Raw genomic sequence first — 25,867 nt, 5'->3', positions numbered from 1 at the left:
CTCTTCGCGGGTAAACCCGCTCCCACAGGGGGGCTGATCACCGGGAGGGGTGAATCAGTCCTGGCGGCTGGTCACTTCCAGCAGGTGGTAGCCGAACTGGGTCTTCACCGGGCCTTGCACGGTGTTGACCGGGGCGCTGAAGACCACGGTGTCGAATTCCTTGACCATCTGGCCTGGGCCGAACGAGCCCAGGTCACCGCCCTGACGGCTGGACGGGCAGGTGGAGTTGGCTTTGGCGATTTCAGCGAAGTCGGCGCCTGCTTCGATCTGGGCTTTCAGTTCGTTGCACTTGTCTTCGCTGCTGACCAGAATGTGGCGGGCGGTTGCACGGGCCATGGGTACTGCTCCTTGGGGGTAAAAAAGGCAAGCCTAGCGCACTTGTCCGGGGTATGTCTCGCCAGGCTTACAACCATTGGCCTACAGTTTTTGTGCCGCCTCACGCAACAGGGTTTCGGTCGAGGCCCAGCCCAGGCAGCCGTCGGTAATCGACACACCGTATTTGAGTGCGCCCTTGCCCAGCGCCTGGCAGCCATCGAACAAGTGCCCTTCGATCATCACGCCGACCAGCGAACGGTCGCCGGCCAGGCGCTGCTCCAGCACCTCATTGAAGACCGCTGGCTGGCGCGCCGGGTCCTTGCCGCTGTTGGCGTGGCTGCAATCGACCATGATCCGTGCCTGCAGGCCGGCCTTGGCCAACGCCTGGCGGGCCATGGCGATGCTGTTGGCATCGTAGTTCGGGCCTTTGTGGCCGCCGCGCAGTACAAGGTGTGTGTCCGGGTTGCCCAAGGTCTCGATGATCGCCGGGTGGCCCTGTGCATCCATACCGAAGTGCCGGTGGGGGTGGGCAGCGCTGCGCATGGCGTCGCTGGCGATGGCGATGCCGCCGTCCGTACCGTTCTTGAAGCCGACCGGCAGTTCCAGGCCACTGACCATTTCGCGGTGGATTTGCGATTCGGTGGTGCGTGCGCCGATCGCCGCCCAAGCCAGCAGGTCATCGAAGTAGCCGGCGGCCATTGGTTGCAGCAACTCGGTAGCGATCGGCAGGCCGCGTTCGATCATGCTCAGCATCAGCCCGCGGGACAAAGCGATACCCGCGTGCATGTCGTCACTGCCATCGAGGTGCGGGTCGTAGGCCAGGCCTTTCCAGCCCACTGTAGTACGCGGTTTTTCGACGTAGGCGCGCATCACCAGCAGCAGCTTGTCGTTGACTTCGCGGCCAAGGGCGGCCAGGCGGTCGGCGTATTCCAGAGCCGCGCGTGGGTCATGGATCGAGCAGGGGCCGACGATGACCAGCAGGCGCGGGTCGCGGCCTTCGAGGATGTCGCGGATGGCCAGGCGATGGGCCTGGACTTGTTGGGCCAGTTCGCTGGACAGTGGCATCTGTTGCTTGAGCAGGTGCGGGCTGGGCAGGCGCTTGCTGACAGTGGTGTTGGCCGCTTGCGGCTGGGTCAGGGGCAGGGCGAGGCTGGAAGCGTGCATGGCGTTTTTCCCTGGGCGGACAGCGGGTTCAGGCCCGCATTGTCGGCCCTATCGAGGTGTTCGACAGATCGTTGAATTGGTATTGGCTGCTGCATTGCCACCTGTGGAAGACCGATCGGAGGCGGCAGGCTGGCCCGAGCGGGGTTGGCTAAATCGCCAGGCAGAGGTGTTTGCGTAGTAATAAGTGGCGTAGTTCATGAATCTGTCCTCAACGTGAATCGGTGTTGGTCAAAGGCCTGAAAAGCAAAACCCCCGGTCGGGGAGCCGACCGGGGGTTTGAGTATTCTCATGTTCGGCGGCCCCTCGAAGGTGGACGCCGGATGGGTATCGGCGCCTAGTGGCTAAACCAATACCCAAAGTAATAGCTGGCAGGTGCCACGCAGCCGACAACGGCCAGCACAGGGCGCAGGCTGCGACCGGTGTGGTTGGCGTGGTTGCGGGTGTGTTTCGGCATGTTGCTCTCCAGTGAATGAGCCCGAGCTTACTTCAGTTCGCACGGGCCATTCAATGGATAAATGCTATGGGGTCAATCATTTGTTTTTGTACTGACTGGTTCAATGACCGTATCGCCCGACCAGGCTTTGAGCCCCCAGGGCGTGGCCTTGCAGCAGTTGCAGCAGGCCGCTGCGATCCAGCCCTTCAGGCAAGGTACCCAAGGGCAGGTCGGTGGCGATCAGGGTCAGTGCGTAATGATGGGGGTTGTCGCCGGCGGGTGGACAGGGGCCGCGGTAGCTGAGGGTGCCACGGGAGTTGCGGCCCACTGTCACGGATGGCCCGCTCAGCCCTGCCGTGCCTGCCTTGAGCCCATCCTGTTCGGGATCGATGTTGTAGGCAATCCAGTGCACCACACCAACGCCCTTGCCACCGTCCGGGTCGAACATGATCAGGGCCAGCGACCGCGTACCTGCGGGCAAGTTGTCCCAGCTCAGTTGCGGGGTCCGCTCTTCGCCGGCGCCGCATGCCGGGTCCGGGCCGACCTGTTGCAGGGCGATGACGCCGCCATCGGTGAATGACGAGGAACTGATCGACATCGCGCCTTGGTTGCCTGCGGCAGCTAACGCAGTACACGGCAGCAAAGCAGCGAACAGCCAGTGTCTGAGGTGCATGGTCAATCCTTGGCAGGGCGTCAGGGCTCAGTTTAGTCCAGCTCGGCTTCAGCGGCTGTCCTGGTCCTCGGCAGTGCCGCCGCTGGCACCGGCACCAGAGCCGGTGCCTTCGCCGGTATTGTTGGAGCCGCCAGCGGCACCGTCGGCGGCATCGGTGTTGCTGCCTGTGTCACTGCTGTCGTTACCTTTGCCGCTGCCGGGGCTGTTGACGCTGCTGCCTTCACCGACGGTCTTGCCGCCAGAGGGGTCGGTTTGCGGATGGCTGTCGGTATGGGTGTCGGTGGCGGCGAAGGCAGTGCCGGTGAGGCTGGTCAGGGCGAGCGCCAGGCACAGGGATAGCGGGCGAATGCGGATCATGGGACTTCTCCTTTGCGGATGATCAGTCATTCGTTTGGCTGGCGGCGGCTGGCGGGGTGCCTTCTGGGCGACGAGCGGCAAATTCTGAAGGGCTGTAAATCCCCGTCACACCCAAGGCCGCCCGCAGAAGGGAATGGGATCTGCTGTGGGAACGGCCTGGTAGCGCGATTGGGCCGCAGAGCGGCCCCTGCAATCATCAGGATGCCGACTGCTGTGCGGGCGCCGGGGTTTCGACTGGCTCCAGCGGCGGATGCTCCTGCGCTGCATGCATCAGGTCTTCGGTCACCCGCAGCTCGGCGCCAGTTGGCGAGAAGGTGGTCGACGCGGTGAACGGGGCAGGGTGCTCTGCTGCCGGGCGCTTGCCGCGGCGCCACATGAAGAAGCACACCATGGTCAGGTTGACCACGGCAAACGCCCAGAACAACCCGGCCTCACCAAACTCGGTCATCATCGGCGAAATGGCTACCGGTGCCATGGCCGAGCCCAGGGAGTTGATCAGCAGCAGGCCCTGGATCATCGGTACCAAGGCATCGGACGGCGCCCGATCGGCTGCATGGCTGACCGCTACCGGGTACAGGGTGAACACACCGCCCCCCAGCAGGAACAGCGTGGCCGGCAGCAGGAACGAGTCCGATGGCAGGAACACCGTTACAAGCGACAGGACAACGCACAACGCGGCAAGCGCGAGCAGCACATCAAGGCGGTCCTTGCGGTCGGACCAGCGCCCGACCGGGTATTGCAGCAGCATCGCGCCAAGGATCACCCAGGCCATCATGTTGCCGACCTCACCCACCTCCAGGCCGATGCGTTGCAGGTACAGTGGCAGCAGCGCATAGATGCCGGCAATCGCTACACCCGAGCCGAAGCAGCCGACCAGGCCCGACGGTGCCACACCCAGCAACTGGCGGGGCTTGAGGGGCTCGACCTGGTCCAGCAGCGGCGACACCCGCGGCAGGATCACGATCGGCAACACCGACAGGGCGGCCAGCACGCCGGCCAGCATGAACGGGGCGGTATCGCCTAGCTGGGTGATTTCGCCAAGGCCGGCCTGGGCGATCACCCCGGCGCCGTAGAAGGCGATCATGTACAGCGCCAGCAGGCGGCCACGAATTTTTGCGTCACCGGCCAGCAGCAGCCAGCTTTCGATCACCAGAAACACGCCGACTGCCGCCCAGCCGTTGATCAGGCGCAGCACCGACCACCAGGTGACCTCGTAGAACAACCCTTGCAGCAGGATGGTCACGGCGATCAGCGAGGCGAAGCTGGTATAGGCGCGGATGTGGCCGATGCGCAGGATCAGCCGGTCGTTGAAGATGGCGCCGAGGGTCAAGCCGATGAAGTAAGTCGACGAGACGATACCAATGGTAGTGGCAGACTCACCGGCGGCGCCCAGGCGCAGGGTGGTCAGGGAAGACATGAAGCCGTTGCCCAGGGCAATGATGAACAGCCCGAGCAGGGGCGCCAGCGCCATGGCCAGCAAACGCGGAGACATACGTACCTCTAGTTGGATGAGCGGAATGAGCACCTTCTCGGCGCGCACACCGGCTCGACCCGGCAAGGGGCGAGTGGCGACACGGATGCGACCTGGGCAAGACTCAACCGCTGGGCGCTATGGGAGATTGGCCGGGCGGGGAGGGTTGAGCCTACTTCACATGTGCGTTCATGTGTTCAGGCGCTGACTCTGTCATTGCTGCTGGTTGCCACCGTTCAAGGCGACGGGCGAAAAGGAAGCGGGATTCTACGGGCTTGGACGCTTTTGCCAAGGGGTATGGGTGTGCGACGAGACGCCGCAGTCTCAGCGCGACATGAACATGTCTTCCACAGACATTTTCGATGGATGCTCCTGCGTGCGGTGAGATCGGCACGGCAATCTTGCAGAGTGCTGCATAATGCTGACCACCCCACCAAGGAAGGCCTCCATGTTCGCGTCGCTGTTCGCAGTCCTGGCTCCGGTTTTCATCGTCGCCGGAATTGGCTTTGCCTGGGCCCGCAAGGGCCTGGATTACCCCACCGATTTCATCGCCCGGGTGGTGATGACCGTCGGTACCCCTTCGCTGGTGCTGTCTACCCTCAGTCGTACCGAGTTGAACCCGAATGCTTTTACCAGCATGGCCGTGGCCTGCTTGCTGTGCACCCTGGGGATGGCCTTGGCCGCTTTGCTCGTGGGGCGCGCGTCGGGCATGCACTGGCGGGTACTGCTGCCGGCGTTCATGTTCCCTAATACAGGCAACATGGGCCTGCCGATCAGTCTGTATGCCTTCGGTGAGCATGGCCTGGCGTTGGCCGTGGCATTTTTCCTGACCCTGTCCATCGTTCAGTTCACCATCGGCATGGCCATCTCCGGCACGGCGGCTTCGCTCAAGGCGCTGCTGCGCAACCCTATCGTCATCAGCCTGGCCGGCGCCATGCCCATCATATTTCTCGATTTCGAACTCCCGCGTTGGTTGGCCAACACCGTAGACCTGCTGGGCGGTATGACCATCCCGCTCATGTTGCTGACCTTGGGGGTATCACTGGCCAGCATTCGCCTGCGTCACGTGGGCAGCGGCATGCTGCTGGGCGGATTGCGCATTGGCCTGGGGGCTGCGGTGGGCTGGGCAGTGGGCGCGGTACTGGGTATGGACAGCCTGGAGCGTGCGGTGCTGATGGTGCAGTCGGCGATGCCGGTAGCCGTGTTCAACTACCTGATGGCGGTGCGGGCGAACCGTGAGCCAGAGCAGGTGGCGAACCTGGTGATGTGTTCTACGGTGCTGTCGTTTGCCTGGTTGCCGGTGGTGCTGGCTTGGTGGATGTAGGCCATTGGCAACGACAGCAATTTCCGTTGAGTCAATGCGCGCTGGTCGGCGGCCCAGGAACCAGGCTATGCGCAAGGCTCACAAGGCCTTGGCCAGAAACGCCGCCGTGCGGCTGTAGGTGCATGCCGCCACCACCTGCGGCGTGCCACTGACCACCACCTTGCCCCCGGCATCGCCAGCCCCCGGCCCGATATCGATCACCCAGTCGCTCTGCGCCACCACTCGCATGTCATGTTCGACCACCACCACGCTATGTCCGCTTTCTACCAGGCGGTTCAGCTGTACCAGCAGCCGGTCGATGTCCTGCGGGTGCAAGCCGTTGGTGGGTTCATCCAGCACATACAGGGTCGCCCCGCGGGCCATGCGCTGCAGTTCGGTCGCCAGCTTGATGCGCTGCGCTTCACCTCCGGACAGCTCGGTGGCCGGTTGGCCCAGACGCAAGTAGCCCAGGCCGATATCCTGTAGCACTTGCAGGCAACGGCGGGCAGGCGGTTGTTCGGCAAAAACCTGCAGGGCCTGGTCGACGGTCAACTGCAGCACTTGCGCGATGTTCATGCCTTGCCAGCTCACCGCCAGGGTTTCGGGGTTGTAGCGGGCACCCTGGCAGGTCGGGCAGGGCGCGTACACGCTGGGCATGAACAGCAACTCGACGCTGACGAAACCCTCACCCTCGCAGGTGGCGCACCGGCCCTTGGCAACGTTGAAGGAAAAGCGCCCGGCGTCGAAGCCCTGTGCCTTGGCCTGCTCGGTAGCCGCGAAGAGTTTGCGCACGTGGTCGAACAGGCCAGTGTAGGTGGCCAGGTTGGAGCGCGGCGTGCGGCCGATCGGCTTCTGGTCAACCTGCACCAGCCGCTTGATGCTGCCAAGCCCGGCGCTTACGTGGCCGCTGCTGGTCTGTTCAGGTTCGTCTTCCAGGCTTTGCGCTTCGGGCTCGCTAGGTTGCTCGGCATGGCCCAGGTGTGCCCCCACCAGTTCCAGCAGGGCCTGGCTGACCAGGCTGGATTTGCCCGAGCCGGAAATACCGGTAACGGCGGTAAAGCAGCCCAACGGAAATGCGGCGCTCAGGTTATCGAGGTTATTGCGCGTGATGCCTTCAAGCTTCAGCCAGTCGCGTGCTTGGCGGTGGGCGCGTGTGGCCTGTACCGGGGCATTGAACAGGTAGGTGCGGGTGTATGACTGTTGCACCTCGGCCAGGCCGGCAGGCGGCCCGCTGTAGAGGATGGTGCCACCGTGCTCGCCGGCAGCTGGCCCTACATCCACCAGCCAGTCGGCGCGGCGCATGGTGTCCAGGTCGTGCTCCACCACATACACCGAGTTGCCAGCCTGTTTCAGGCGCTGCAGGGCTTCGAACAGCGCTTCACTGTCGGCCGGGTGCAAGCCGGCCGACGGCTCGTCGAGTACGTAGACCACCCCAAACAGCTGCGAATTCAGCTGGGTGGCCAGGCGCAGGCGTTGCAGTTCACCGGAAGACAAGGTCGGTGTGCTGCGCTCCAGGGCCAGGTAACCGAGGCCGAGGTCAAGCAGCGTATCAATACGTTCCAGCAGCTCGTTGGCGATGCGTTGGGCCGCCAGGCGTTTTTCCAGGGTCAGCTCGTCCTGCTGTTGGGTCAGGTAGTCGGCTGCCGCCACCTTGCGGAACACCTCGGCCAGCGCCTGCAACGACAGGTGCGACAGTTCGGCGATGTCCAGCCCGGCGAAGGTCACGCCCAGCGCTTCGCGCTTCAGGCGTTTGCCCTGGCACAGCGGGCAGGGGCTGGGGCGCATGTACTGGGACACACGCTTGCGCATCTGCGCGCTCTGCGAGTGCATGAAAGTATGCAGCACGTAACGCCGGGCACCCATGAACGTGCCTTGATAGCTGGGCTCCAGTTTGCGCTTGAGGGCTTCGCGGGTCTGCGCCGGGGTCAGGCCGGCATACACGGGGGCGGTGGGCGTCTCTTCAGTGAACAGGATCCAGTCGCGTTGTGCCTGAGGCAGGTCGCGCCAAGGGATATCGACGTCATAGCCCAGCGTGACCAGGATGTCGCGCAGGTTCTGCCCTTGCCAGGCCATTGGCCACGCCGCTACCGCACGCTCACGGATGGTCAGCGACGGGTCGGGGACCATGGTCGCTTCGGTCACCTCGTAGACACGGCCCAGGCCATGGCATTGCGGGCAAGCGCCCTGGGGCGTGTTCGGAGAAAAGTCTTCGGCGTACAGCATCGCTTGCCCGGCGGGGTAGTGGCCAGCGCGGGAGTAGAGCATGCGGATCGAGCTGGACAAAGTGGTCACGCTACCCACCGAGGAACGTGCACTCGGCGTGCCGCGTTGCTGCTGCAGGGCCACCGCCGGCGGCAGCCCGTCGATGGCATCTACGTCCGGCACGCCAACCTGGTCGATCAGGCGCCGGGCATAGGGCGCCACCGATTCGAAATAACGCCGCTGGGCTTCGGCATACAGCGTGGAGAACGCCAGTGAAGACTTACCCGAGCCGGACACGCCGGTGAACACCACCAAGGCATCGCGAGGAATATCGACATCGATGTTCTTCAGGTTGTGCTCGCGGGCGCCACGGACGCGGATGAAACCGCTTGGGGTGGTTGGGCTTGGCGGCATGAAGCAGTCCTTGTCTGAAGCTGAGCAGGGTGCTCAAGGTACCAGCAACTGCAGCGGTCCCCAAAAGGCGCGCAAAGATTCCGAATGTTGAACACTCTGTTGCCAACACTGCTTTCCCTCTCCACGACTGGTTCCGCTGGGCGGAACCACATTCGTTTGTGATCCCGCGTCACTCGCGCTTATCTGTGAGCCAAGCACGACCTGCCTCACCTGTCGTGATCTGAAGGCGAACAACAAGAACGGGAAACCACCCGCGCGAGGAGACTCCACATGTCCCGACATCAGCATATCCAGGCTTGGCTCGCCGACGTGGCCAGCGACCTGCACGCGATCCGTCACGATATCCACGCTCACCCGGAACTGGGCTTTGAAGAAAGCCGCACCTCGGCATTGGTCGCCCGACTGCTGGAGGAATGGGGCTATGAAGTGCACACCGGAATCGGCAAGACCGGCGTGGTCGGCGTGCTGCGCAATGGCAGTAGCCCCCGCCGGCTGGGCCTGCGCGCCGACATGGACGCGCTGCCCATCCACGAAGCATCGGGCGCGGCATACAGCAGCCAGCACCCAGGCTGCATGCACGCCTGTGGTCATGACGGGCACACCACCATGCTGCTTGGCGCCGCGCGCTACCTGGCGGCAACCCGGCAGTTCGACGGCACGCTGACACTGATCTTCCAGCCGGCCGAGGAGGGCCAGGGCGGTGCTGAGGCGATGCTGGCTGACGGCCTGTTGGAGCGCTTTCCATGTGATGCGCTATTCGGCATGCACAACATGCCAGGGCTGCCGGCCGGGCACCTGGGGTTTCGTGAAGGGCCGATGATGGCTTCACAAGACCTGCTGACGGTGACCCTGGACGGGGTGGGTGGCCATGGCTCGATGCCGCACCTGGCCGTCGACCCGCTAGTGGCGGCCGCCAGTGTGGTGATGGCGCTGCAAACCGTGGTGGCGCGCAATATCGATGCGCAGGAAGCGGCAGTGGTCACCGTCGGCGCGTTGCAGGCCGGCGAAGCGGCCAACGTGATCCCGCAACAGGCGCTGTTGCGCCTTAGCCTGCGCGCGCTGAACGCCGAGGTGCGGGCGCAGGCCCTTGAGCGGGTGCGGGCAATCATCGTCAGTCAGGCCGAGAGCTTTGGCTGCCGCGCCAGCATCGAGCACCGCCCGGCCTACCCGGTGCTGGTCAACCATGCCGCTGAAAACGCCTTTGCCACCCAGGTAGGGGTCGAGTTGCTGGGCGCCCAGGCAGTGGATGGCAACACCCGCAAGCTGATGGGCAGCGAAGACTTCGCCTGGATGCTGCAGCGCTGCCCGGGGGCCTACCTGTTCATCGGCAATGGTGTATCGCGGCCGATGGTGCACAACCCGGCCTACGACTTCAACGACGACATCCTGCTGACCGGCGCCGCCTACTGGGGCGCGCTGGCAGAGCGCTGGCTGGCACCTGCCTGATTGTCCCTTTTTGACCACTGCCGCTGGAACCCGGGCGCGACTGCGCCTGGGCGATCACCCAATCCTTGTGTGGAGTGTTCCCTATGCAGACTTCGAGCACCGGCGTGTCGCGTACCCGGCAAGTGGTGGCCGCCGTTATCGGCAACGCCCTGGAATGGTATGACTTTATCGTGTATGGCTTTCTGGCCAGCATCATCGCCCGGCAGTTCTTCCCGTCCGACGACGCGTACGCCTCGCTGCTGATGGCCCTTGCCACCTTCGGCGTCGGGTTTTTCATGCGCCCGGTGGGCGGCGTGCTGCTGGGCATGTATTCCGACCGCAAGGGCCGCAAGGCGGCCATGCAGATGATCATCCGCCTGATGACCGTGTCCATCGCCATGATCGCCTTCGCGCCCGACTACCTGGCCATCGGCATGGCTGCGCCGCTGCTGATCGTGGTGGCGCGCATGCTGCAGGGCTTTGCCACCGGTGGAGAATACGCCAGCGCCACGGCGTTTCTGGTGGAAAGCGCGCCTGCCCACCGCAAGGGCCTGTATGGTTCGTGGCAATTGGTAGGGCAGTGCCTGGCGGTGTTTTCCGGGGCGGCAATGGTGGCGTTGGTTACCCACCTGTGCTCGCCTGAGGCGCTGGACAGCTGGGGCTGGCGCATCCCGTTCGTGCTGGGCCTGCTGATCGGGCCGGTCGGGCTGTGGATTCGCAAGCATATGGAGGAGCCTGAGGCGTTTGTCGAGGCGCGTCGCCATGCCAAGGGCCAGTCGCCCAGCCTGTGGCAGGTGCTGCGTGAACACCGGCGCAGCCTGCTGGTGTCGATGGGGTTGGCCTGCGGCGCGACGGTATCGTTCTACGTGGTGCTGGTGAACATGCCGACTTTCGCCCACAAAAGCCTAGGCCTGCCGCTGGACCAGGTGCTGCTGGTGCAGATGCTCGCCGTGGGGCTGATGACCCTCGTGATTCCGTTGTCCGGGGCGCTGTCTGACCGGCTGGGGCGGCGCCCGGTGCTGATGGCCTTCACCCTGGCGTTCTTCGTGATGGTCTACCCACTGTATGTGTGGGTGGCCGCTGCGCCTTCCCTGGAGCGCCTGTTGGTCATGCAACTGCTGTTGTGCACGGCCATCGGTGGTTTCTTCGGCCCGGCACCTACTGCCCTGGCTGAGCAGTTCCCGGTCCAGGTGCGTTCCACCGGCGTGTCGGTGGCCTACAACGTGGCGGTGATGGTGTTCGGTGGCTTTGCCCCGTTGATCGTGACCTGGCTCACCCAGGTGCTCGGCACCCCGGTTGCGCCAGCGTTCTACGTGCTGTTTGCCTGCCTGCTGACATTGCTGGGCACCTATTGCCTGAAAGAAGCACCGCAGGCAGTCAAGCCTGCCGCCTTCAACCTTGGAGTAAAACCGTGAAGCCGCTAGCCATCGACCCCATTGTTGCCCTTGATGCCGAGGCACTGTCCCAGGCCATCCATGCCCGCCAGTTGTCATGCCGGGAGGTGATGCAGGCCTACCTGGGGCATGTCGAGCGCTTCAATCGGCAGGTCAATGCACTGGTCTCGCTGCGCCCGGCCGAAGTGCTGCTGGCCGAGGCCGAGACGCGTGACCGCGAACTGGCCCGTGGCCACTCGCGCGGCTGGATGCATGGCATGCCGCAGGCAATCAAGGACCTCGCCGCCACGGCCGGGCTGCGTACCACGCTCGGCTCGCCGCTGTTTGCCGAGCAGGTACCCGAGCAGGATGCGATCAGCGTGGCGCGGGTGCGGGCGAGCGGGGCATTGATCATGGGCAAGAGCAATGTGCCCGAGTTTGGCCTGGGCTCGCAAAGCTACAACCCCTTGTTTGGCACCACCACCAACGCCTACGACCCGTCGCGGGTGGCGGGTGGCAGCAGCGGTGGGGCTGCAGCGGCGCTGGCCATGCACTTGCTGCCGGTGGCCGACGGCAGCGACATGATGGGCTCGCTGCGCAACCCGGCGGCGTTCAATAACCTGTTCGGCCTGCGCCCATCGCAGGGCCGCGTGCCGCATGGGCCGGCACCCGAGCTGTTCGTGCAGCAGCTGGCCACAGAAGGGCCGATGGGCCGCAGTGTGGTCGACGTGGCGCGGCTGCTGTCGATACAGGCGGGTGTTGATGCCCGGGCGCCGCTGTCGCTAAGCGAAGGCCGGCGCGATTTTACCGTTGGCTTGCCGCGCGATTTTCGCGGTGTACGGGTGGGCTGGCTGGGCGACTACAACGGCTATCTGCCGATGGATGACGGGGTAATGAGCCTGTGCGAGTCGGCGCTGGCCGACTTTGCCGAGCTGGGCTGCCGGGTCGAGGCCTGCCAGCCGGCATTCGACCTGGCGCGCTTGTGGCAATGCTGGCTGACCCACCGCCACTTCCTGGTGCATGGCAACCTCGGCGCAGCCTATGCCGACCCCGGCAAGCGCGCATTGCTCAAGCCCGAAGCACGGTGGGAGGTGGAAGGTGGCTTGCAGCTGAGTGCGGCGGCGCTGTACCAGGCTTCGTTGGACCGCAGTGACTGGTACCGCGCCATGGGCAAGCTGTTCGAGCGTTACGACTTCCTGCTGTTGCCCTCGGCCCAGGTGTTCCCTTTCGATGCACGCCAGCCATGGCCAACGGTGGTCGGGGGGCGGGCAATGGACACCTACCACCGCTGGATGGAAGTGGTGATCGGGCCGACCCTGGCCGGTTTGCCGAGCATCAGCGTGCCGGTGGGGTTCAATGCCGCCGGGTTGCCCATGGGCCTGCAAATCATAGGGCCGGCGCAGGCCGACCATGCCGTGCTGCAGCTGGCGTATGCCCATGAACAGCTCACCCGCTGGGTGGTGCGCTGCCCGCCACAACGCCTGCTTGCGCCATGAAAGCATGGGCAGGCGCGGATCTTGCTGGCTATCCTGACCATCCCGCTACAAGGAGGTCATACCCATGGGCATCACGGCAGACAGCGGCGGCGTGCGTTCAGTGGAGCGGGCGCTGGCTATCGTCGACCTGCTGGGCGAGCACGAGGCGTTGGGCCTGGAAGAACTGCACTACCTGACGGCGCTGCCCAAGGCCACGGTGTCGCGCATGATCGCCACCTTGCAGGCGCAAGGCTGGGTGTACCGCGGCCTTGCCGACCGGCGCTACCGGCTGTGCGCGCGACGCCTGTTCGGTGACCGCCAGTTGCGTTTCAAGCGGCGCCTGGTGGAAAGCGCAGCGCCCATGCTGCTGGAGCTGAGTGAGCGCACCGGGCTGGTCGCTGACCTGTCGTGTTTCGACGGCCAGCGGCTGGAGGTGATGGAAAGCGCCATTCCCCAGGTGCTGCGCAAGCGCTACCCGCACACCTGTCAGATCGTCGGGCAGCATGCCAGCCTGTTTCATTCGGCGATGGGGCGGGCGTGCCTGGGGGAGCTGGCGGTGGACGAAGTGCAGCGCCTGGCGGCCCATGAGCGGCTGGGTGACGACGGGTTGTTACGCGATATCGAAGAACAAGCGCACAAGGGCTTTGGTCAGCGCACCGAAGGCTACTGGGAATACCCGGTGCGCCTGCCGTTCCTGATCCGCGCCATTGCCTTGCCGGTACATGCCGAAGGGCGCCTGGCCGGCAGCATTGCCTTGCAATGGCCGCTGGATCAGGCGCCGGTGGAGCGGGTGTCGAGCCTGCACCTGAGCAGTTTGGCGACCACTGTGGGGGAAGTGCAGCGGGCCTTGGCACCCTGAGTGCTCCTGCACCGGCCTTTTTCGCAGCAGGCTGCTCCAGGCATGGCTACCCTTGGCGCTCGGCAGGGGGGCGGGAGTTACGGCCAGAAGTTCGTGTTTGTGTCGAGAGCGCGCACCACCCGTGCGGCACTCGGTCTCAAACACATCCCACATCTCAAGCCATACGCTCGATCAACGCCCACAACGCCGCATCATTGAAATCGTCGACAACCAGCCTGGCGCCCGCCGCCAGCAACCGCTCCGGGGTCTGCGTCGTGGCCACGCCCACGGTAAAGATCCCCGCGCCACTGGCCGCGGCCGTCCCCGGCAATGAGTCCTCGAAGGCCAGCGCTTGCCCGGCCTCGGCACCCAGCCGCCGCAGGCCTGTGAGGTAGGGCAGCGGGTCCGGTTTGGGCCGTGCCAGTTCTTCGGCCACCAGCACATGTTCAAAGTGCTGGCCCAGGCCCATGGCGTTCAGCATGTGCTCGGCGTTCAGCCGCGGTGCGTTGGTCACCACACACATGCCGATGTCATGGGCCTGGGCATGCTCCAGCAGGCGCAACAGGCCCGGCATCGGTTCAAGCGACGGCGACATTGCGCGGAACAGCGCTTCCTTGCGGTCGGCCAACGCCTGGCACTGTTCGACACTGGCGCCGCTGAAAAGCTCGGCGAACAGCTCGCCGTTGGCGCGGCCGCTGACCTGGGCATCGAACTGCGCCTGGCTCAGCTCGCGGCCATCGTGTTCACGCAGCAGTTGGCGAAAGGCCTGCAGGTGCAGGGTGTCAGTGTCGGTGAGGGTACCGTCAAGGTCGAACAGCAGGGCGGTCAGCATGGGATATCCAGATGAAAAAACACAAGCCAAGGGATCATAACCAAAGCTGACGACGAAGGGGGCTGTTCAGCGCGCTCCGAAAAGAGTACAAATGTGCTCCATGGACACTCTTACCCCCAAACGCCGCGCCATTTTCGAATTCATCCGTGAGCGTATTGCCGAGCATGGTCAGCCGCCGAGCCTGGCCGATATCGCCACGCGCTTCGGTTTTGCCTCGCGCAGCGTTGCGCGCAAGCACATCACCGCCCTGTGCCAGGCCGGTTACATCGATGTCACGCCAAACCAGGCCCGGGGCATACGCCTGGCCGAACCGCTGCGCCGGCCAGAAATCCTCGAAGTACCCGTGCTGGGCCAGGTGGCGGCAGGTGCCCCCATCGGCCCGGACCTGGACATCCACGAGCAGTTGCTGCTCGACCCCAGCCTGTTCCGCCGTACCCCCGACTACCTGCTGAAGGTGCGGGGCGACTCGATGATCGGCGACGGCATCTTTGACGGTGACCTGGTCGGCATCCTGCAACAGGCCGACGCCCGCGACGGGCAAATCGTGGTTGCGCGCCTGGACGGCGAAGTGACCATCAAGCGCCTGCAGCGCCAAGGCGGCACTTACCGGCTGTTGCCACGCAACCCGGCCTATGCGCCGATCGATGTGCGGCCCGAACAGGACTTTTTCATCGAAGGCGTGTTCTGCGGCTTGCTGAGGCGTGACTGATGGGTGCCGTGGTCGACCTCGACAGGCTGCTGGAACAGCGCCGGGTATGGCGCGGCCGGCAGGCCCAGGCGCGACCGCTCGGGCTGCAGCCCACCGGCCATGCGGCCCTCGACGAACGTTTGCCGGAAGGTGGCTGGCCGGCGGCAGCACTGAGCGAGCTGTTGCTGGCCAACCCCGGCTGTGGCGAATTGCAATTGCTGTGGCCAACCCTGGCCCGGCTGAGTGCAGAAGCCAGCAGAGTGGTGCTGGTGGCTCCACCCTTCATCCCTTTTGCACCGGCCTGGCAGGCAGCGGGGGTGGACCTGCGCTGGCTGGTACAGGTGGATGCCGAGCCTGCCGATGCCCTGTGGGCTGCCGAACAGTGCCTGCGCTCGGGCAGTTGCGCGGCGGTGCTGTGCTGGCCGGAACGTGCCGATGACCGCGCCCTGCGGCGCTTGCAGGTAGCGGCCGAAACCGGGCAGGCACTGGCGTTCGCCTGCAGGCCGCAGCAGGCGTCGCACAACCCTTCACCCGCAGCGCTGCGCATTGCAGTCGACACATGCCCGGCGCAATGGCGCGTGCTGAAAAGCCGGGGTGGCATGCCTCCAGCGTTGCCTATTCCCTGCCCGGGGCGGGGCTGATGCACCATGCTCTGGGCCTGCATCCTGCTCCCGCAGCTTGCGCTGGACACCGTCCTGCGTGAGCGTGACGACCCTGACACGCCTTTGGTGCTGATTGGCGGGCCGACCCAGCGTCGCCTGTTGCAGGCAGTCAACCCGGCGGCCGCTGCACTTGGCCTGCGGGCCGGGCAAACCCTGACCGCAGCGCGTGCCCTGGCCGATGGCTTCACCTGTGTCGAAGCCGACCCCAAACGCATCGATCAGGTGCAACAGCTGCTGGCGGCCTGGGCCTACCGCTTCAGTGCCCAGGTCAGCCTGCATTACCCACGGGCGCTGCTGCTGGAAGTGGGCTCCAGCCTGCAACTGTTCGGGCCCTGGCCTTTGTTCGAGGCGCGTCTGCGTCAGGAATTGGCAGAACTCGGCCTGCGCCAACGCATTGTCCTGGCCAGCAACCCGGTGGCTGCTCGCATGCTCGCCAATGGCCACGATGGCCTGGCCGTGGGCGATGTCGACGCCACCCGAGCGGCGCTGCTTGGCATGCCCATCACGCGCGTCGGCCTGCCGGCAGAGGCGGCCGAAGCGTTTGCCCGCATGGGCTTGCACCAGCTGGGCCAGGTATTGGCCTTGCCGCGCGATACCTTGGCCAGGCGCTTTGCGGCCCAGGTGCAGCTGCACCTCGACCAGTTGCTCGGCCTGCGCAACCTGGGGCTGGACTTCTACCAGCCACCGGACCGTTTCGAAACCCGGCTGGAACTCAATTTCGACGTCGAGTCGCACCAGGCGCTGTTGTTCCCGCTGCGGCGCATGCTCAACGACCTTGCTGCATTTCTCGCCGGGCGAGACTGTGGCGTGCAGCGCTTCTGTCTGCATCTGGAGCACGCCGAGGGGCCGGATACCCTGCTCAAGGTGGGCCTGCTGGCGGCCGAACGCGATGCTGCGATGCTGTTCGAGCTGGCCCGTGGGCGCCTTGAGCCGCTGCGCATACCCGCACCGGTGCGCAACCTGCGGCTGGTTGCCGAAGACTTGCCACCCTTCGTGCCACAGCATCAGGCGTTGTTCGACCCGCGGGCGCAACAGGCGCAACCCTGGGCGCAATTGCGCGAGCGGCTGCGCGCCCGGCTGGGGGATGAGGCCGTCAAGGGGCTTGGTGCAGCCGCCGATCACCGCCCCGAATGCGCCTGGCAGTTGGCGGAGCAGGGGGCCCAAGGCAACATGCCCGTTGCACCGGGCAGCCGCCCGGGGTGGCTGTTGTCGGCACCGATCGCGCTGGATGACGCCGCCTACCAGGTGCAGGGCTACGCCGAGCGCATCGAATCAGGTTGGTGGGATGGCGGCGATGTGCGTCGCGACTACTACCGCATCGAAACCCGTGACGGCCTGCGCGGCTGGGCCTACCGCGACCTGAGCCAGGCCGGCCCGCTTTGGCTGCAGGGTTGGTTCGCATGAACACCCCGGGTTATGCCGAGCTGCATTGCCTTTCCAACTTCAGCTTCCAGCGCGGTGCATCGAGCGCCGACGAGCTGTTCCGGCGTGCGCGCGAGCAGGGCTACCAGGCTTTGGCGATCACTGACGAATGCACGCTGGCCGGTATCGTGCGCGCCTGGCAGGCAGCCAAGGTGCACCAGTTGCGGCTGATCGTTGGCAGCGAGGTGCAATTGTGCGACGGGCCCAAGCTGGTGCTGCTGGTCGAGAACCTGACCGGCTACCAGAACCTGTGCGCCCTGATCACCCGTGCCCGGCGGCGGGCAGAGAAGGGTGCGTACCAGCTGTTTCGTGATGACTTGCTGCTGCACCATCAAGGCCTGCTGGCCTTGTGGGTGGCCGCTGACAGTGGCGATACCGCTACCGGCGCGTGGCTGCGCAGTGTGTTCGCTGAGCGCCTGTGGCTGGCCGTGCACCTGCATCGGGGCAGTGACGATGCCGCGCGCCTGCAACGGCTGCGGGTACTGGCGGCTGATGTAGGCATTCGCACCGTGGCCTGTGGCGACGTGCACATGCACGTGCGTGGTCGCCGTGCCTTGCAGGACTGCATGACTGCCATCCGCCAGCATTGCCAGGTGAGCGAGGCCGGGCGCTTTCTGTTTGCCAATGGCGAACGGCACCTGCGCAGCCAGGCGCAACTGGCCGAGCTGTATCCGCTCCACCTGCTGGCCGAGACCCTGGTCATTGCCCGGCGCTGCCAGTTTGACCTGAGCGAACTGAGCTACCAGTACCCACGCGAACTGGTGCCCGAGGGGCATACCCCGGCAAGCTGGCTGCGCGAATTATGCGAGCAAGGCATGCCGCTGCGCTGGCCAGACGGGCCCAGTGGCAAGGTGCGGGATGTGCTTGCCAAGGAACTGGGGCTGATCGAAGAGCTGGGCTACGAAAGCTACTTCCTGACGGTGCACGACATTGTCGCCTTCGCCCGCAGCCAGCGCATTCTATGCCAGGGCCGGGGGTCGGCAGCCAACTCGGTGGTGTGCTTCGTGCTGGGCATCACCGAGCTTGACCCCATGAAACACCACCTGCTGTTCGAGCGCTTCCTGTCGCGCGAGCGCAACGAGCCGCCGGACATCGACGTGGACTTCGAACACGACCGGCGCGAGGAGGTGATCCAGTATGTGTTCCGTCGCTATGGCCGGCACCGGGCGGCGCTCACTGCGGTAGTCAACACCTACCATGCCGCCGGTGCGGTGCGGGATGTGGCGCGGGTGCTGGGGCTACCCGCCGACCAGGTGGATGCCCTGGCCAAATGTTGTGGCCGCTGGAGCGATCGCATACCCGATGACCAGCGCCTGGCCGAAGCCGGTTTCGAAGCGGGCAGCCCTTCGCTACGGCGGGTGCTGGTGCTGGCCGGCGAACTGATCGGCTTCCCTCGGCACCTGTCACAGCACCCGGGCGGTTTTGTCATCTCCCAGCAACCGCTCGACCAGCTGGTGCCGGTGGAGAATGCCGCGATGCCGGAGCGCACGGTGATCCAGTGGGACAAGGATGACCTGGACATGGTCGGCCTGCTCAAGGTCGACGTACTGGCGTTGGGCATGCTCAGCGCCTTGCGCCGCTGCTTCGACCTGCTGCAACACCACCGTGGCCGGCACCTGACCCTGGCGACCATCCCCAGCGAAGACCCGGCCACCTACGCCATGATCAACCGCGCCGAGACCATGGGTGTGTTCCAGATCGAGTCGCGCGCGCAAATGGCCATGTTGCCGCGGCTGCGGCCCCAAAAGTTCTACGACCTGGTCATCGAGGTCGCCATCGTCCGCCCCGGGCCGATCCAGGGTGACATGGTGCACCCGTACCTGCGCCGGCGCCTGAAGCAGGAACCGGTGACGTATCCGTCGCCGCAACTGAAGGAAGTGTTCGAACGTACCTTGGGCGTGCCGCTGTTCCAGGAGCAGGTGATGGAACTGGCGATGGTCGCGGCCGACTATACCCCGGGCGAGGCCGACCAGTTGCGTCGCAGCATGGCCGCCTGGAAGCGCCACGGCGGCCTGGAGCCGCATCGCGAACGGCTGGTGCAGGGCATGTTGCGCAATGGTTACACGCTGGCGTTTGCCGAACGCATCTTCGAGCAGATCAAGGGGTTTGGCAGTTATGGGTTCCCTGAGTCCCATGCGGCCAGCTTTGCCTTGCTGTGCTATGCCAGCAGTTGGCTGAAGTGCCATGAGCCGGCGATTTTCACCTGTGCGTTGGTCAACAGTTGGCCGATGGGCTTCTACAGCCCTGATCAGCTGCTGCAAGAGGCTCGCCGCCAAGGTATCGAGGTACGGCCGGTTGATGTCTGCCACAGCGACTGGGACTGCACCCTGGAGCCTGATGCTGAAGGCACCCTGGCCATTCGCATGGGCCTGCGGCTGGTGCGTGGCCTGGCCGAAGCCGATGCCAGGCGCGTGCAGCAGGCGAGGGCGCAGCGGCCGTGGCGCAACGTCGAAGACCTGTGCCTGCGCGCCGGCCTGGACGCTCGGGCCCGTGCCCGCCTGGCTGATGGCGGGGCGCTGCGCGCCTTGGCCAGCGATCGGCATCAGGCGCGCTGGCAGGTGGCTGCGGTGCAGCCGCAGCTGCCGTTGTTCGCTGATGTGCAGGCCTTGCCTGAAGAAACGGTGCAATTGCCCGTGCCAACCGTGGGCGAGGACCTGATGGCCGATTATCAAACCCTCGGCACTACGCTTGGCCCACATCCACTGGCCCTGTTGCGCGCTCGTCTGAGGGCACTGGGGTGTCGCAGCTCCAGTGAATTACAGGGTGTGGAGCATGGCGACAACATTGCTGTGGCCGGGCTGGTGGTGGGCCGGCAACGGCCTCAAACCGCCAGCGGTGTGACCTTCGTTACCCTGGAGGACGAACATGGCATGGTCAACGTGGTGGTGTGGCGTGCGCTGGCCGAACGGCAGCGGCGGGCGCTGGTGGGTTCGCAGTTGCTCAAGGTCAGTGGGCGGCTGGAGCAGGAGAATGGGGTGCGGCACCTGATTGCGCGGCGGTTGGAGGATGTGAGTCCGCTGTTGCAAGGGCTGGATGTGCGCAGTCGGGATTTCCATTGAAACCCCAACGCTCGGTACTTGCGCGGTTCCTTGTGGGAGCGGGCGAGCCCGCGAAGCAGGCACCGCGTTGCATGGCACCGGCCTTGCCGGTGTTCGCGGGCATGCCCGCTCCCACAAAGGTCGCGTCTTGGGCCAGATTGCGCTTGGCGAACGGCAGCGGCGGGCGGTGGTCAAGGCTTGCTCAACGCTCGGTACTTGCGCGGTCTCCTGTGGGAGCGGGCGAGCCCGCGAAGCAGCCACCGCGTTGCATGGCACCGGCCTTGCCGGTGTTCGCGGGCATGCCCGCTCCCACAAAGGTCGCGTCCTGGGCCAGATTGCGCTTGGCGAACGGCAGCGGCGGGTGGCGCAGTTGCTCAAGGCTTGCTCAACGCTCGGTACTTGCACGGCTACCTGTGGGAGCGGGCGAGCCCGCGCAGCAGCCACCGCGTTGCAGGGCACCGGCATTGCCGGTGTTCGCGGGCATGCCCGCGCCCACAGAGGCCATCTACTGGTCCAGCTTGTGCTCGGCGGTTACACCATCGCCAACCGTTGCTTGTGCGTCGGCGCAGGGAACGCCCGGTCGATCGCCCCCAGGTCTTCGCTGGTCAAGGTCAGCGCTCCCGCTGCTGCATTGAGCTGCACGTGCTCGGGCGCCACCGCCTTGGGGATGGCGATCACGCCGTCATCGCGGGTCACCCAGGCCAGGCTGACCTGGGCCGGTGTGGCGCCATGGCGCTCGGCGATTTCCGCCAGTACCGGGTGCTGCAACAAGCGCCCGGCCTGAGCCAGCGGGCAGTAGGCCATGGTCGGCAAGCCACGTTTTTCGCACCACGGTAGCAAGTCGAATTCGATGCCACGTTGGGCCGGGTTGTACAACACCTGGTTGGTGGCACAATCAGGGTTGTGCAGTTCGCGCAGGTCGTCGACGTCGAAGTTGGACACGCCCCAGCGCTTGATCTTGCCTTGCTCGCGCAAACGCTCGAAGCCTTCGACGGTTTCCTCCAGCGGGTGCTGGCCACGCCAGTGCAGCAGGTACAAGTCGATGCAGTCGGTGTCCAGCCGGGTGAGGCTGCGTTCGCAGGCAGCCGCCATGCCGCGCAGGCTGGCATTGTGCGGGTAGACCTTGCTGACCAGAAATACCTGGTCGCGGCGCCCGGCAATGGCTTGACCTACGACCTCTTCTGCCCCCCCTTCGGCATACATCTCGGCGGTGTCGATCAGGTTCAGGCCCAGCTCGATGCCCTGTTGTAGCGCCGCGACTTCGGCAGCCTTGCGACCTGGGTCTTCGCCCATGTACCAAGTGCCTTGGCCGATGGCTGGAACACTCGTGCCTGCCAGATTTACGTATCGCATGTCACCTCCGGGATCCGGGTATTGGAAAGAAGCACCTCAAGCAGTGCTTGCGCTGCAGTGGAAAGCTTGTGCTCGCTGAGGGCAATCACGCCGATGCGCCGCTCGACAGTGGGCTCGACCAAGGTGACGCAGCGGGCACCCAGTTCCTGCATCTGGTTGATGCACAGCGCCGGCACGGCACTGACCCCCAGGCCGCTGGCAACCATGCGGCCGATGGTCGTCAGCTGGTGGCTTTCGAACGCTACTGCCAGCTTGCCGTGGCGGGCCGCCACATTCTGCTCCATCAGCAGGCGCACTGCCGAAGGGCGCTGCAGGGCCACGAAATCTTCGGCCATCAGCTGTGCCCAGCTGACCTGGGGCAGCAGTGCCAAGGGTGAGTCGGCGGCCACTACCGCAACGAAGCGGTCCATGTACAACGGATGGAAGTCCAGCCCATCGATGTTATCCGGCTCGAAGCCGATGCCCAGTTCGACGCGGCGATGGCGTACCAGTTCCTGTACCTGTTCGTTGATTACGTCGTGCACGGTGACGTTGACCTTGGGGTAGCGCTGGCGAAACACCTTGAGCGAGTGGGGCAACAGGTTGCCGGCAAAAGCCGGCATGGCCGCCACCGACACACGGCCCAATTGCAGGGTGAAGCGCTGGCGCAGCATCTCTTCGGTGTCGTCCCAGTCGGCCAGCAGGCGGCGTGCCAGTGGCAACAGGACTTCGCCTTCGGCAGTCAGGCTGACGCTGCGCGTGGTGCGGCTGAGCAGGGCGCCGCCGAGGTTTTCTTCCAGCGCCTTGATGGTCAGGCTCAGTGCCGGCTGCGAAACGTGCAGGTGTTCACCGGCCTGGGCGAAGCTCTGGTACTTGGCCACGGCGACAAAGGCGCGCAATTGTTTGACGTTCATGTCGGGCCTATCGTTTGTTTTGTAAAAATTATCAATCGATGACGAAAACAAAATTAACAAATCAGTCGCTTGCGGTGAAGATGTCTGCACACGCTCACCGACAGCCTCGTCGGTTAAACAACTACAAAAGGCGGATCAGCATGGCCGGACTGGACAAGCGCGTTGCAACCTATGAACAGGCCCTCGAAGGCCTGAGCGACAACATGACGGTACTGGCCGGTGGTTTCGGCCTGTGCGGCATCCCGGAAAACCTTATCAGCGAAATCAAGCGGCGTGGCGTCAAGGGCCTGACCGTGGTCTCCAACAACTGCGGTGTGGACGGTTTTGGTCTGGGCGTGCTGCTGGAAGACCGGCAAATTCGCAAGATGATCGCCTCCTACGTGGGCGAAAACGCCGAGTTCGAACGCCAGTTGCTCAGTGGCGAGCTGGAAGTGGAACTGACCCCACAGGGCACCCTCGCCGAGAAAATGCGCGCAGGTGGTGCCGGTATCCCGGCGTTCTACACCGCTACCGGCTATGGCACCCCGGTTGCCGACGGCAAGGAAGTTCGCGAGTTCAAGGGCCGCAAGTACATCCTGGAGGAATCCATCACCGGTGACTTCGCCATCGTCAAGGGCTGGAAGGCCGACCACTACGGCAATGTGGTGTACCGCAACACTGCGCAAAACTTCAACCCGCTGGCGGCCACCGCCGGCAAGATCACCGTGGTCGAAGTGGAAGAGATCGTCGAGCCCGGCGTGCTGCTGCCAAGCGAAATCCACACCCCGGGCATCTACGTGGACCGTGTCATCGTCGGCACCTTCGAAAAGCGTATCGAAAAGCGCACCGTCAAGGCCTGAGCGCCATCCACCCGAACAATAAAGAGATCCTGACCATGGCACTGACCCGCGAACAGATGGCGCAACGCGTTGCCCGTGAACTGAAGGACGGTTACTACGTCAATCTGGGCATCGGCATCCCCACCTTGGTGGCCAACTATGTACCCGCCGACATGGATGTGATGCTGCAATCGGAAAACGGCCTGCTCGGCATGGGCGAATTCCCCACCGAAAGCACCCTCGATGCCGACATGATCAACGCCGGCAAGCAAACTGTCACCGCCCGCCGCGGCGCCTCGATCTTCGATTCGGCACAATCGTTCGCCATGATCCGTGGCGGCCACGTCGACCTGACCGTACTGGGTGCTTTCGAGGTGGACGTGCAGGGCAACATCGCCTCGTGGATGATTCCTGGCAAGTTGGTCAAGGGCATGGGTGGGGCCATGGACCTGGTGGCCGGCGCCGACAACATCATCGTCACCATGACCCACGCCTCCAAGGACGGCGAGTCCAAGTTGCTGCCGCAGTGCAGCCTGCCGCTGACCGGTGCGGGCTGCATCCGCAAGGTGCTGACCGACCTGGCCTACCTGGAAATCGAAGACGGCGCCTTCATCCTGCGCGAGACCGCACCCGGGGTCAGCGTCGAGGAAATCATCGAGAAAACCGCCGGCAAGCTGATCGTGCCGGATGATGTGAAGGAAATGACATTCTGATTGCCCGCTACAGACTGCCCCTTGTAGGCACAGCTTTGTGCTGCGAAGGGGCCTGTTATGGGGTGGCCAACTCGCCACCCCTATAGCGCGAAGCTTTGCCTTACCGCCAGTGATGCCTTGATTCAAGGCCTCTGCAGGCTTGGCGTCAGCTTTCAGACGCGTATCATGGCTGCCTCAGCCTGGGAAACCCGCGTCACATGTCTATCCGATTGAAACTGCTGCGTAAGAAACTGGGGATGACCCTGGAAATGCTGGCCGAAAAGACTGGCATGACCAAAAGCTACCTGTCCAAGGTCGAGCGCGGCCTCAACACGCCCTCGATCGCCGCGGCGCTGAAACTGGCGAGAGCGCTGAACGTCAACGTCGAAGAGCTGTTCGCCGAAGAACAGGTTGGGCAGAGCCGCTACAGCCTGGTGCGCCATACCGAGCGCCAGGCCCTGGTTGGCGATGGGCAAGGGCCGGGGTACGCGGCCCTCACCAGTCAGGTTGGTCAGCGCAGCCTGCTGCCGTTTCTGATTCAGCCGCCGTCCGAGTTCAGCGACCCCACGTTCAAGGAACACCAGGGCGAAGAGTTCCTGTTTGTTCACGCAGGCCAGGTGGAAGTGGACTTCATGAGTGAGCGGGTGCTGCTGGAGCAGGGCGACGCCCTTCATTTCAACGCCCAGACGCCGCACCGGCTGCGCTCGGTAGGTGTCTCACCGGCGCAATTACTGGTCGTGGTTCACCACGCAGACGAGTGAAACATCAGGGGGGCAGGTATGCCCCTTGTTCTCAGCTGTGAAACGCCAGATCCATCGCACCAGCCCTCCCTTGCATAATCTGCATGTCGTTTTTTTGACGAATGCACCCATCGCCCATTGAATTTTATTATGGTGTCGGATCATTGACGTAGTGTCATTGTGCCCATAAGCTCAAATCAACAACGAAACAACTCCCGCAACACCGCGCCAATAACTAATTGATTTTCCTGTTTTTAGGAGGGGAGTATGCGCACGACTCTGATAATCAAATCCATGTTCTTGCTGGTGATGCTAAGTGGTGCTGCCCGCGCGGCAGATTCGTATATAAATCAAAACAGTATCATTCCTGTTTCAACTGCAGGCTGGTTCTTTGCCTTTGCTGTCGTCGGTTTTGTTGCTGTTGCCAACCGCAGAAAGATCTGAACCGGATACCTTGTACCTGAAGTGACTGCCCATTGTCGCGAGTCCACTGGCATGGCTTGTGAATTCTCCAACCGTTGCTATATTCCCAGTAGCCCGTAGGGCCAATGTTTACAGGGCGTTGCAGCCGCGCTTGCAGCGTCAAGGCAAGGGCCTCCAGGAAGGTCGAGGCCATCGCGGCAGCTGTGTGCCGTGAAGCGGAGCGAGAGTTGGTGTGTTGTTCTCATTCAGTGCTCTTTGTCGGGCCATTTGGCCGGAGGGACCCTCATGGTGCGTTCAATGTTTGCCGCTTTGTGCATGCTGACGGTGTGGTCCGGCGCCGCTAACGCCGACCAGAGCAGTGCTCCCTACCTGCTCAGCCCCGGCGATGTGGTGATGGTTTCGGTGTGGCAGGAAGACAGCCTGCGTCAAGAAGCCACCGTACTTCCCGATGGCAGTATCACCTTCCCCCTGGCCGGGCGCATCAATGTGGCCGGGCTGGACGTGACAGCGGTCGAAAAGCAGGTCGCTGCCAAACTCGAAAAATACCTCCCCGACCCTAACGTCAGCGTTGTCGTCAAAAGCATTGCCGGCAACATGGTCTATGTGCAAGGCAAAGTGATCAAGCCCGGGCCGGTGCAAATGGCAGGCCCCACTGCGGTATTGCAGGCGTTGAGCATGTCGGGTGGTCTGGACAAGTTTGCGGATGAAAGCGAAATCAAGGTGGTCCGCGGCACGGGTGCTTCCCAAAAAATCCTGCCCGTGCGATATAAGGACCTGGTGTCTGGGCGGGACATGTCCACCAACATCCAACTTCAGGCTGGCGATACGCTGGTCGTCCCTTGATCTTGCCTTTAATAAGAACA

Annotated in this window: 23 protein-coding genes; 14 read left to right on the top strand and 9 right to left on the bottom strand. The window is 64.3% G+C overall.

All coding sequences use genetic code 11. From position 1 onward, the window contains the following. Positions 1–54 precede the first annotated feature (54 nt). The 5 genes from J3A98_RS11580 to J3A98_RS11560 form a co-directional block, all read right to left on the bottom strand. Complete coding sequence (locus J3A98_RS11580) at positions 55–336, bottom strand: peptidylprolyl isomerase (protein WP_003248318.1); 282 nt, start codon at positions 334–336, stop codon at positions 55–57. An 81-nt stretch (positions 337–417) separates the two neighbouring features. Beyond that, positions 418–1,479: a 3-deoxy-7-phosphoheptulonate synthase gene (locus tag J3A98_RS11575; RefSeq protein ID WP_176684552.1), complete on the bottom strand. Its 1,062-nt coding sequence runs from the start codon at positions 1,477–1,479 to the stop codon at positions 418–420. 554 nt (positions 1,480–2,033) lie between these two features. Further along, positions 2,034–2,585: a YbhB/YbcL family Raf kinase inhibitor-like protein gene (locus J3A98_RS11570; RefSeq protein ID WP_176684551.1), complete on the bottom strand. Its 552-nt coding sequence runs from the start codon at positions 2,583–2,585 to the stop codon at positions 2,034–2,036. Positions 2,586–2,633: 48 nt separating this feature from the next. Further along, positions 2,634–2,942: a hypothetical protein gene (locus J3A98_RS11565; RefSeq protein WP_176684550.1), complete on the bottom strand. Its 309-nt coding sequence runs from the start codon at positions 2,940–2,942 to the stop codon at positions 2,634–2,636. Positions 2,943–3,138: 196 nt separating this feature from the next. Further along, on the bottom strand, positions 3,139–4,434 hold the full coding sequence (locus J3A98_RS11560; protein WP_209966253.1) for an MFS transporter: 1,296 nt from the start codon (positions 4,432–4,434) through the stop codon (positions 3,139–3,141). Between the two features lie 427 nt (positions 4,435–4,861). Between J3A98_RS11560 and J3A98_RS11555 the strand changes: the two genes are divergently transcribed. Beyond that, positions 4,862–5,737, top strand: coding sequence for an AEC family transporter (locus J3A98_RS11555; protein WP_209966251.1), 876 nt, complete (start codon positions 4,862–4,864; stop codon positions 5,735–5,737). 78 nt (positions 5,738–5,815) lie between these two features. Here the strand turns inward: J3A98_RS11555 and J3A98_RS11550 are convergent, their stop codons facing one another. Further along, the gene (locus tag J3A98_RS11550) at positions 5,816–8,332 is read right to left on the bottom strand and encodes an excinuclease ABC subunit UvrA (RefSeq protein ID WP_209966249.1); all 2,517 of its coding nucleotides are present in this window, start codon (positions 8,330–8,332) and stop codon (positions 5,816–5,818) included. Positions 8,333–8,602: 270 nt separating this feature from the next. Between J3A98_RS11550 and J3A98_RS11545 the strand changes: the two genes are divergently transcribed. From J3A98_RS11545 to J3A98_RS11530, 4 genes are all read left to right on the top strand, one after another. Further along, positions 8,603–9,778, top strand: a complete 1,176-nt coding sequence (locus tag J3A98_RS11545; protein ID WP_209966246.1) for a M20 aminoacylase family protein — start codon at positions 8,603–8,605, stop codon at positions 9,776–9,778. Positions 9,779–9,861: 83 nt separating this feature from the next. Beyond that, on the top strand, positions 9,862–11,172 hold the full coding sequence (locus tag J3A98_RS11540) for a citrate-proton symporter (protein WP_209966245.1): 1,311 nt from the start codon (positions 9,862–9,864) through the stop codon (positions 11,170–11,172). Continuing rightward, the gene (locus tag J3A98_RS11535) at positions 11,169–12,626 is read left to right on the top strand and encodes an amidase (protein WP_209966243.1); all 1,458 of its coding nucleotides are present in this window, start codon (positions 11,169–11,171) and stop codon (positions 12,624–12,626) included. The genes J3A98_RS11540 and J3A98_RS11535 overlap by 4 nt, the downstream gene beginning before the upstream one ends. Positions 12,627–12,690: 64 nt before the next feature. Next, positions 12,691–13,464 (top strand): helix-turn-helix domain-containing protein, encoded by a 774-nt coding sequence (locus J3A98_RS11530; protein ID WP_209966241.1) that lies wholly within the window; start codon positions 12,691–12,693, stop codon positions 13,462–13,464. Between the two features lie 154 nt (positions 13,465–13,618). On the opposite strand, the gene J3A98_RS11525 is transcribed toward J3A98_RS11530, so the two are convergent. Beyond that, complete coding sequence (locus tag J3A98_RS11525; RefSeq protein WP_209966238.1) at positions 13,619–14,275, bottom strand: HAD family phosphatase; 657 nt, start codon at positions 14,273–14,275, stop codon at positions 13,619–13,621. Positions 14,276–14,366: 91 nt separating this feature from the next. On the opposite strand from J3A98_RS11525, the gene lexA reads away from it, so the two are divergent. The 4 genes from lexA to J3A98_RS11505 are packed head-to-tail and all read left to right on the top strand — an operon-like array spanning position 14,367 to position 20,106. Then, positions 14,367–14,984 carry a transcriptional repressor LexA gene (lexA, locus tag J3A98_RS11520; RefSeq protein ID WP_209966236.1) on the top strand — a complete coding sequence of 206 codons (618 nt, stop codon included), beginning with the start codon at positions 14,367–14,369 and terminating at the stop codon, positions 14,982–14,984. Continuing rightward, entirely contained in the window at positions 14,984–15,604 is a 621-nt protein-coding gene (imuA, locus tag J3A98_RS11515; RefSeq protein ID WP_209966234.1) for a translesion DNA synthesis-associated protein ImuA, read from the top strand. Before lexA ends, imuA begins: the two co-directional genes overlap by 1 nt. A 6-nt stretch (positions 15,605–15,610) precedes the next feature. Next, a complete protein-coding gene (locus J3A98_RS11510; RefSeq protein ID WP_209966233.1) occupies positions 15,611–17,029 on the top strand; it encodes a DNA polymerase Y family protein in 1,419 nt (472 codons plus the stop codon). After that, on the top strand, positions 17,026–20,106 hold the full coding sequence (locus J3A98_RS11505; RefSeq protein ID WP_209966230.1) for an error-prone DNA polymerase: 3,081 nt from the start codon (positions 17,026–17,028) through the stop codon (positions 20,104–20,106). The genes J3A98_RS11510 and J3A98_RS11505 overlap by 4 nt, the downstream gene beginning before the upstream one ends. Positions 20,107–20,616: 510 nt before the next feature. Here the strand turns inward: J3A98_RS11505 and J3A98_RS11500 are convergent. Both J3A98_RS11500 and J3A98_RS11495 read right to left on the bottom strand, forming a co-directional pair. After that, positions 20,617–21,438 carry an aldo/keto reductase gene (locus tag J3A98_RS11500; protein WP_209966228.1) on the bottom strand — a complete coding sequence of 274 codons (822 nt, stop codon included), beginning with the start codon at positions 21,436–21,438 and terminating at the stop codon, positions 20,617–20,619. Further along, the gene (locus J3A98_RS11495) at positions 21,426–22,331 is read right to left on the bottom strand and encodes a LysR family transcriptional regulator (RefSeq protein ID WP_021785058.1); all 906 of its coding nucleotides are present in this window, start codon (positions 22,329–22,331) and stop codon (positions 21,426–21,428) included. The genes J3A98_RS11500 and J3A98_RS11495 overlap by 13 nt, the downstream gene beginning before the upstream one ends. A 140-nt stretch (positions 22,332–22,471) precedes the next feature. On the opposite strand from J3A98_RS11495, the gene J3A98_RS11490 reads away from it, so the two are divergent. The 5 genes from J3A98_RS11490 (at position 22,472) to J3A98_RS11470 (ending at position 25,847) form a co-directional block, all read left to right on the top strand. Then, positions 22,472–23,170, top strand: coding sequence for a CoA transferase subunit A (locus tag J3A98_RS11490; protein WP_020192902.1), 699 nt, complete (start codon positions 22,472–22,474; stop codon positions 23,168–23,170). A gap of 35 nt (positions 23,171–23,205) precedes the next feature. Continuing rightward, complete coding sequence (locus tag J3A98_RS11485; RefSeq protein ID WP_004576290.1) at positions 23,206–23,862, top strand: CoA transferase subunit B; 657 nt, start codon at positions 23,206–23,208, stop codon at positions 23,860–23,862. A gap of 197 nt (positions 23,863–24,059) precedes the next feature. Next, entirely contained in the window at positions 24,060–24,602 is a 543-nt protein-coding gene (locus J3A98_RS11480; RefSeq protein ID WP_176684303.1) for an XRE family transcriptional regulator, read from the top strand. Between the two features lie 246 nt (positions 24,603–24,848). After that, positions 24,849–25,025: a hypothetical protein gene (locus J3A98_RS11475; RefSeq protein ID WP_004374238.1), complete on the top strand. Its 177-nt coding sequence runs from the start codon at positions 24,849–24,851 to the stop codon at positions 25,023–25,025. A 264-nt stretch (positions 25,026–25,289) separates the two neighbouring features. After that, positions 25,290–25,847, top strand: coding sequence for a polysaccharide biosynthesis/export family protein (locus tag J3A98_RS11470; protein WP_176684302.1), 558 nt, complete (start codon positions 25,290–25,292; stop codon positions 25,845–25,847). Positions 25,848–25,867 lie beyond the last annotated feature (20 nt).

The sequence above is a fragment of the Pseudomonas sp. BP6 genome (genome assembly GCF_017875935.1).
In the GTDB taxonomy this organism is placed as follows: domain Bacteria; phylum Pseudomonadota; class Gammaproteobacteria; order Pseudomonadales; family Pseudomonadaceae; genus Aquipseudomonas; species Aquipseudomonas putida_Y.
The sequence above is the reverse complement of the archived record's forward strand: the minus strand, read 5'-3'. Positions and strand labels throughout refer to the sequence as shown.

What these genes read in the sequence shown, in the direction of transcription:
- J3A98_RS11575 (WP_176684552.1), bottom strand. Translation starts at nt 1,479, where the DNA reads ATGCACGCTTCCAGCCTCGCCCTGCCCCTGACCCAGCCGCAAGCGGCC.
- J3A98_RS11555 (WP_209966251.1), top strand. Translation starts at nt 4,862, where the DNA reads ATGTTCGCGTCGCTGTTCGCAGTCCTGGCTCCGGTTTTCATCGTCGCC.
- J3A98_RS11505 (WP_209966230.1), top strand. Translation starts at nt 17,026, where the DNA reads ATGAACACCCCGGGTTATGCCGAGCTGCATTGCCTTTCCAACTTCAGC.
- J3A98_RS11510 (WP_209966233.1), top strand. Translation starts at nt 15,611, where the DNA reads ATGCTCTGGGCCTGCATCCTGCTCCCGCAGCTTGCGCTGGACACCGTC.
- J3A98_RS11500 (WP_209966228.1), bottom strand. Translation starts at nt 21,438, where the DNA reads ATGCGATACGTAAATCTGGCAGGCACGAGTGTTCCAGCCATCGGCCAA.
- J3A98_RS11550 (WP_209966249.1), bottom strand. Translation starts at nt 8,332, where the DNA reads ATGCCGCCAAGCCCAACCACCCCAAGCGGTTTCATCCGCGTCCGTGGC.
- J3A98_RS11480 (WP_176684303.1), top strand. Translation starts at nt 24,060, where the DNA reads ATGTCTATCCGATTGAAACTGCTGCGTAAGAAACTGGGGATGACCCTG.
- J3A98_RS11545 (WP_209966246.1), top strand. Translation starts at nt 8,603, where the DNA reads ATGTCCCGACATCAGCATATCCAGGCTTGGCTCGCCGACGTGGCCAGC.
- J3A98_RS11530 (WP_209966241.1), top strand. Translation starts at nt 12,691, where the DNA reads ATGGGCATCACGGCAGACAGCGGCGGCGTGCGTTCAGTGGAGCGGGCG.
- lexA (WP_209966236.1), top strand. Translation starts at nt 14,367, where the DNA reads ATGTGCTCCATGGACACTCTTACCCCCAAACGCCGCGCCATTTTCGAA.
- J3A98_RS11470 (WP_176684302.1), top strand. Translation starts at nt 25,290, where the DNA reads ATGGTGCGTTCAATGTTTGCCGCTTTGTGCATGCTGACGGTGTGGTCC.
- J3A98_RS11560 (WP_209966253.1), bottom strand. Translation starts at nt 4,434, where the DNA reads ATGTCTCCGCGTTTGCTGGCCATGGCGCTGGCGCCCCTGCTCGGGCTG.
- J3A98_RS11525 (WP_209966238.1), bottom strand. Translation starts at nt 14,275, where the DNA reads ATGCTGACCGCCCTGCTGTTCGACCTTGACGGTACCCTCACCGACACT.
- J3A98_RS11485 (WP_004576290.1), top strand. Translation starts at nt 23,206, where the DNA reads ATGGCACTGACCCGCGAACAGATGGCGCAACGCGTTGCCCGTGAACTG.
- J3A98_RS11475 (WP_004374238.1), top strand. Translation starts at nt 24,849, where the DNA reads ATGCGCACGACTCTGATAATCAAATCCATGTTCTTGCTGGTGATGCTA.
- J3A98_RS11540 (WP_209966245.1), top strand. Translation starts at nt 9,862, where the DNA reads ATGCAGACTTCGAGCACCGGCGTGTCGCGTACCCGGCAAGTGGTGGCC.
- J3A98_RS11565 (WP_176684550.1), bottom strand. Translation starts at nt 2,942, where the DNA reads ATGATCCGCATTCGCCCGCTATCCCTGTGCCTGGCGCTCGCCCTGACC.
- imuA (WP_209966234.1), top strand. Translation starts at nt 14,984, where the DNA reads ATGGGTGCCGTGGTCGACCTCGACAGGCTGCTGGAACAGCGCCGGGTA.
- J3A98_RS11495 (WP_021785058.1), bottom strand. Translation starts at nt 22,331, where the DNA reads ATGAACGTCAAACAATTGCGCGCCTTTGTCGCCGTGGCCAAGTACCAG.
- J3A98_RS11570 (WP_176684551.1), bottom strand. Translation starts at nt 2,585, where the DNA reads ATGCACCTCAGACACTGGCTGTTCGCTGCTTTGCTGCCGTGTACTGCG.
- J3A98_RS11490 (WP_020192902.1), top strand. Translation starts at nt 22,472, where the DNA reads ATGGCCGGACTGGACAAGCGCGTTGCAACCTATGAACAGGCCCTCGAA.
- J3A98_RS11580 (WP_003248318.1), bottom strand. Translation starts at nt 336, where the DNA reads ATGGCCCGTGCAACCGCCCGCCACATTCTGGTCAGCAGCGAAGACAAG.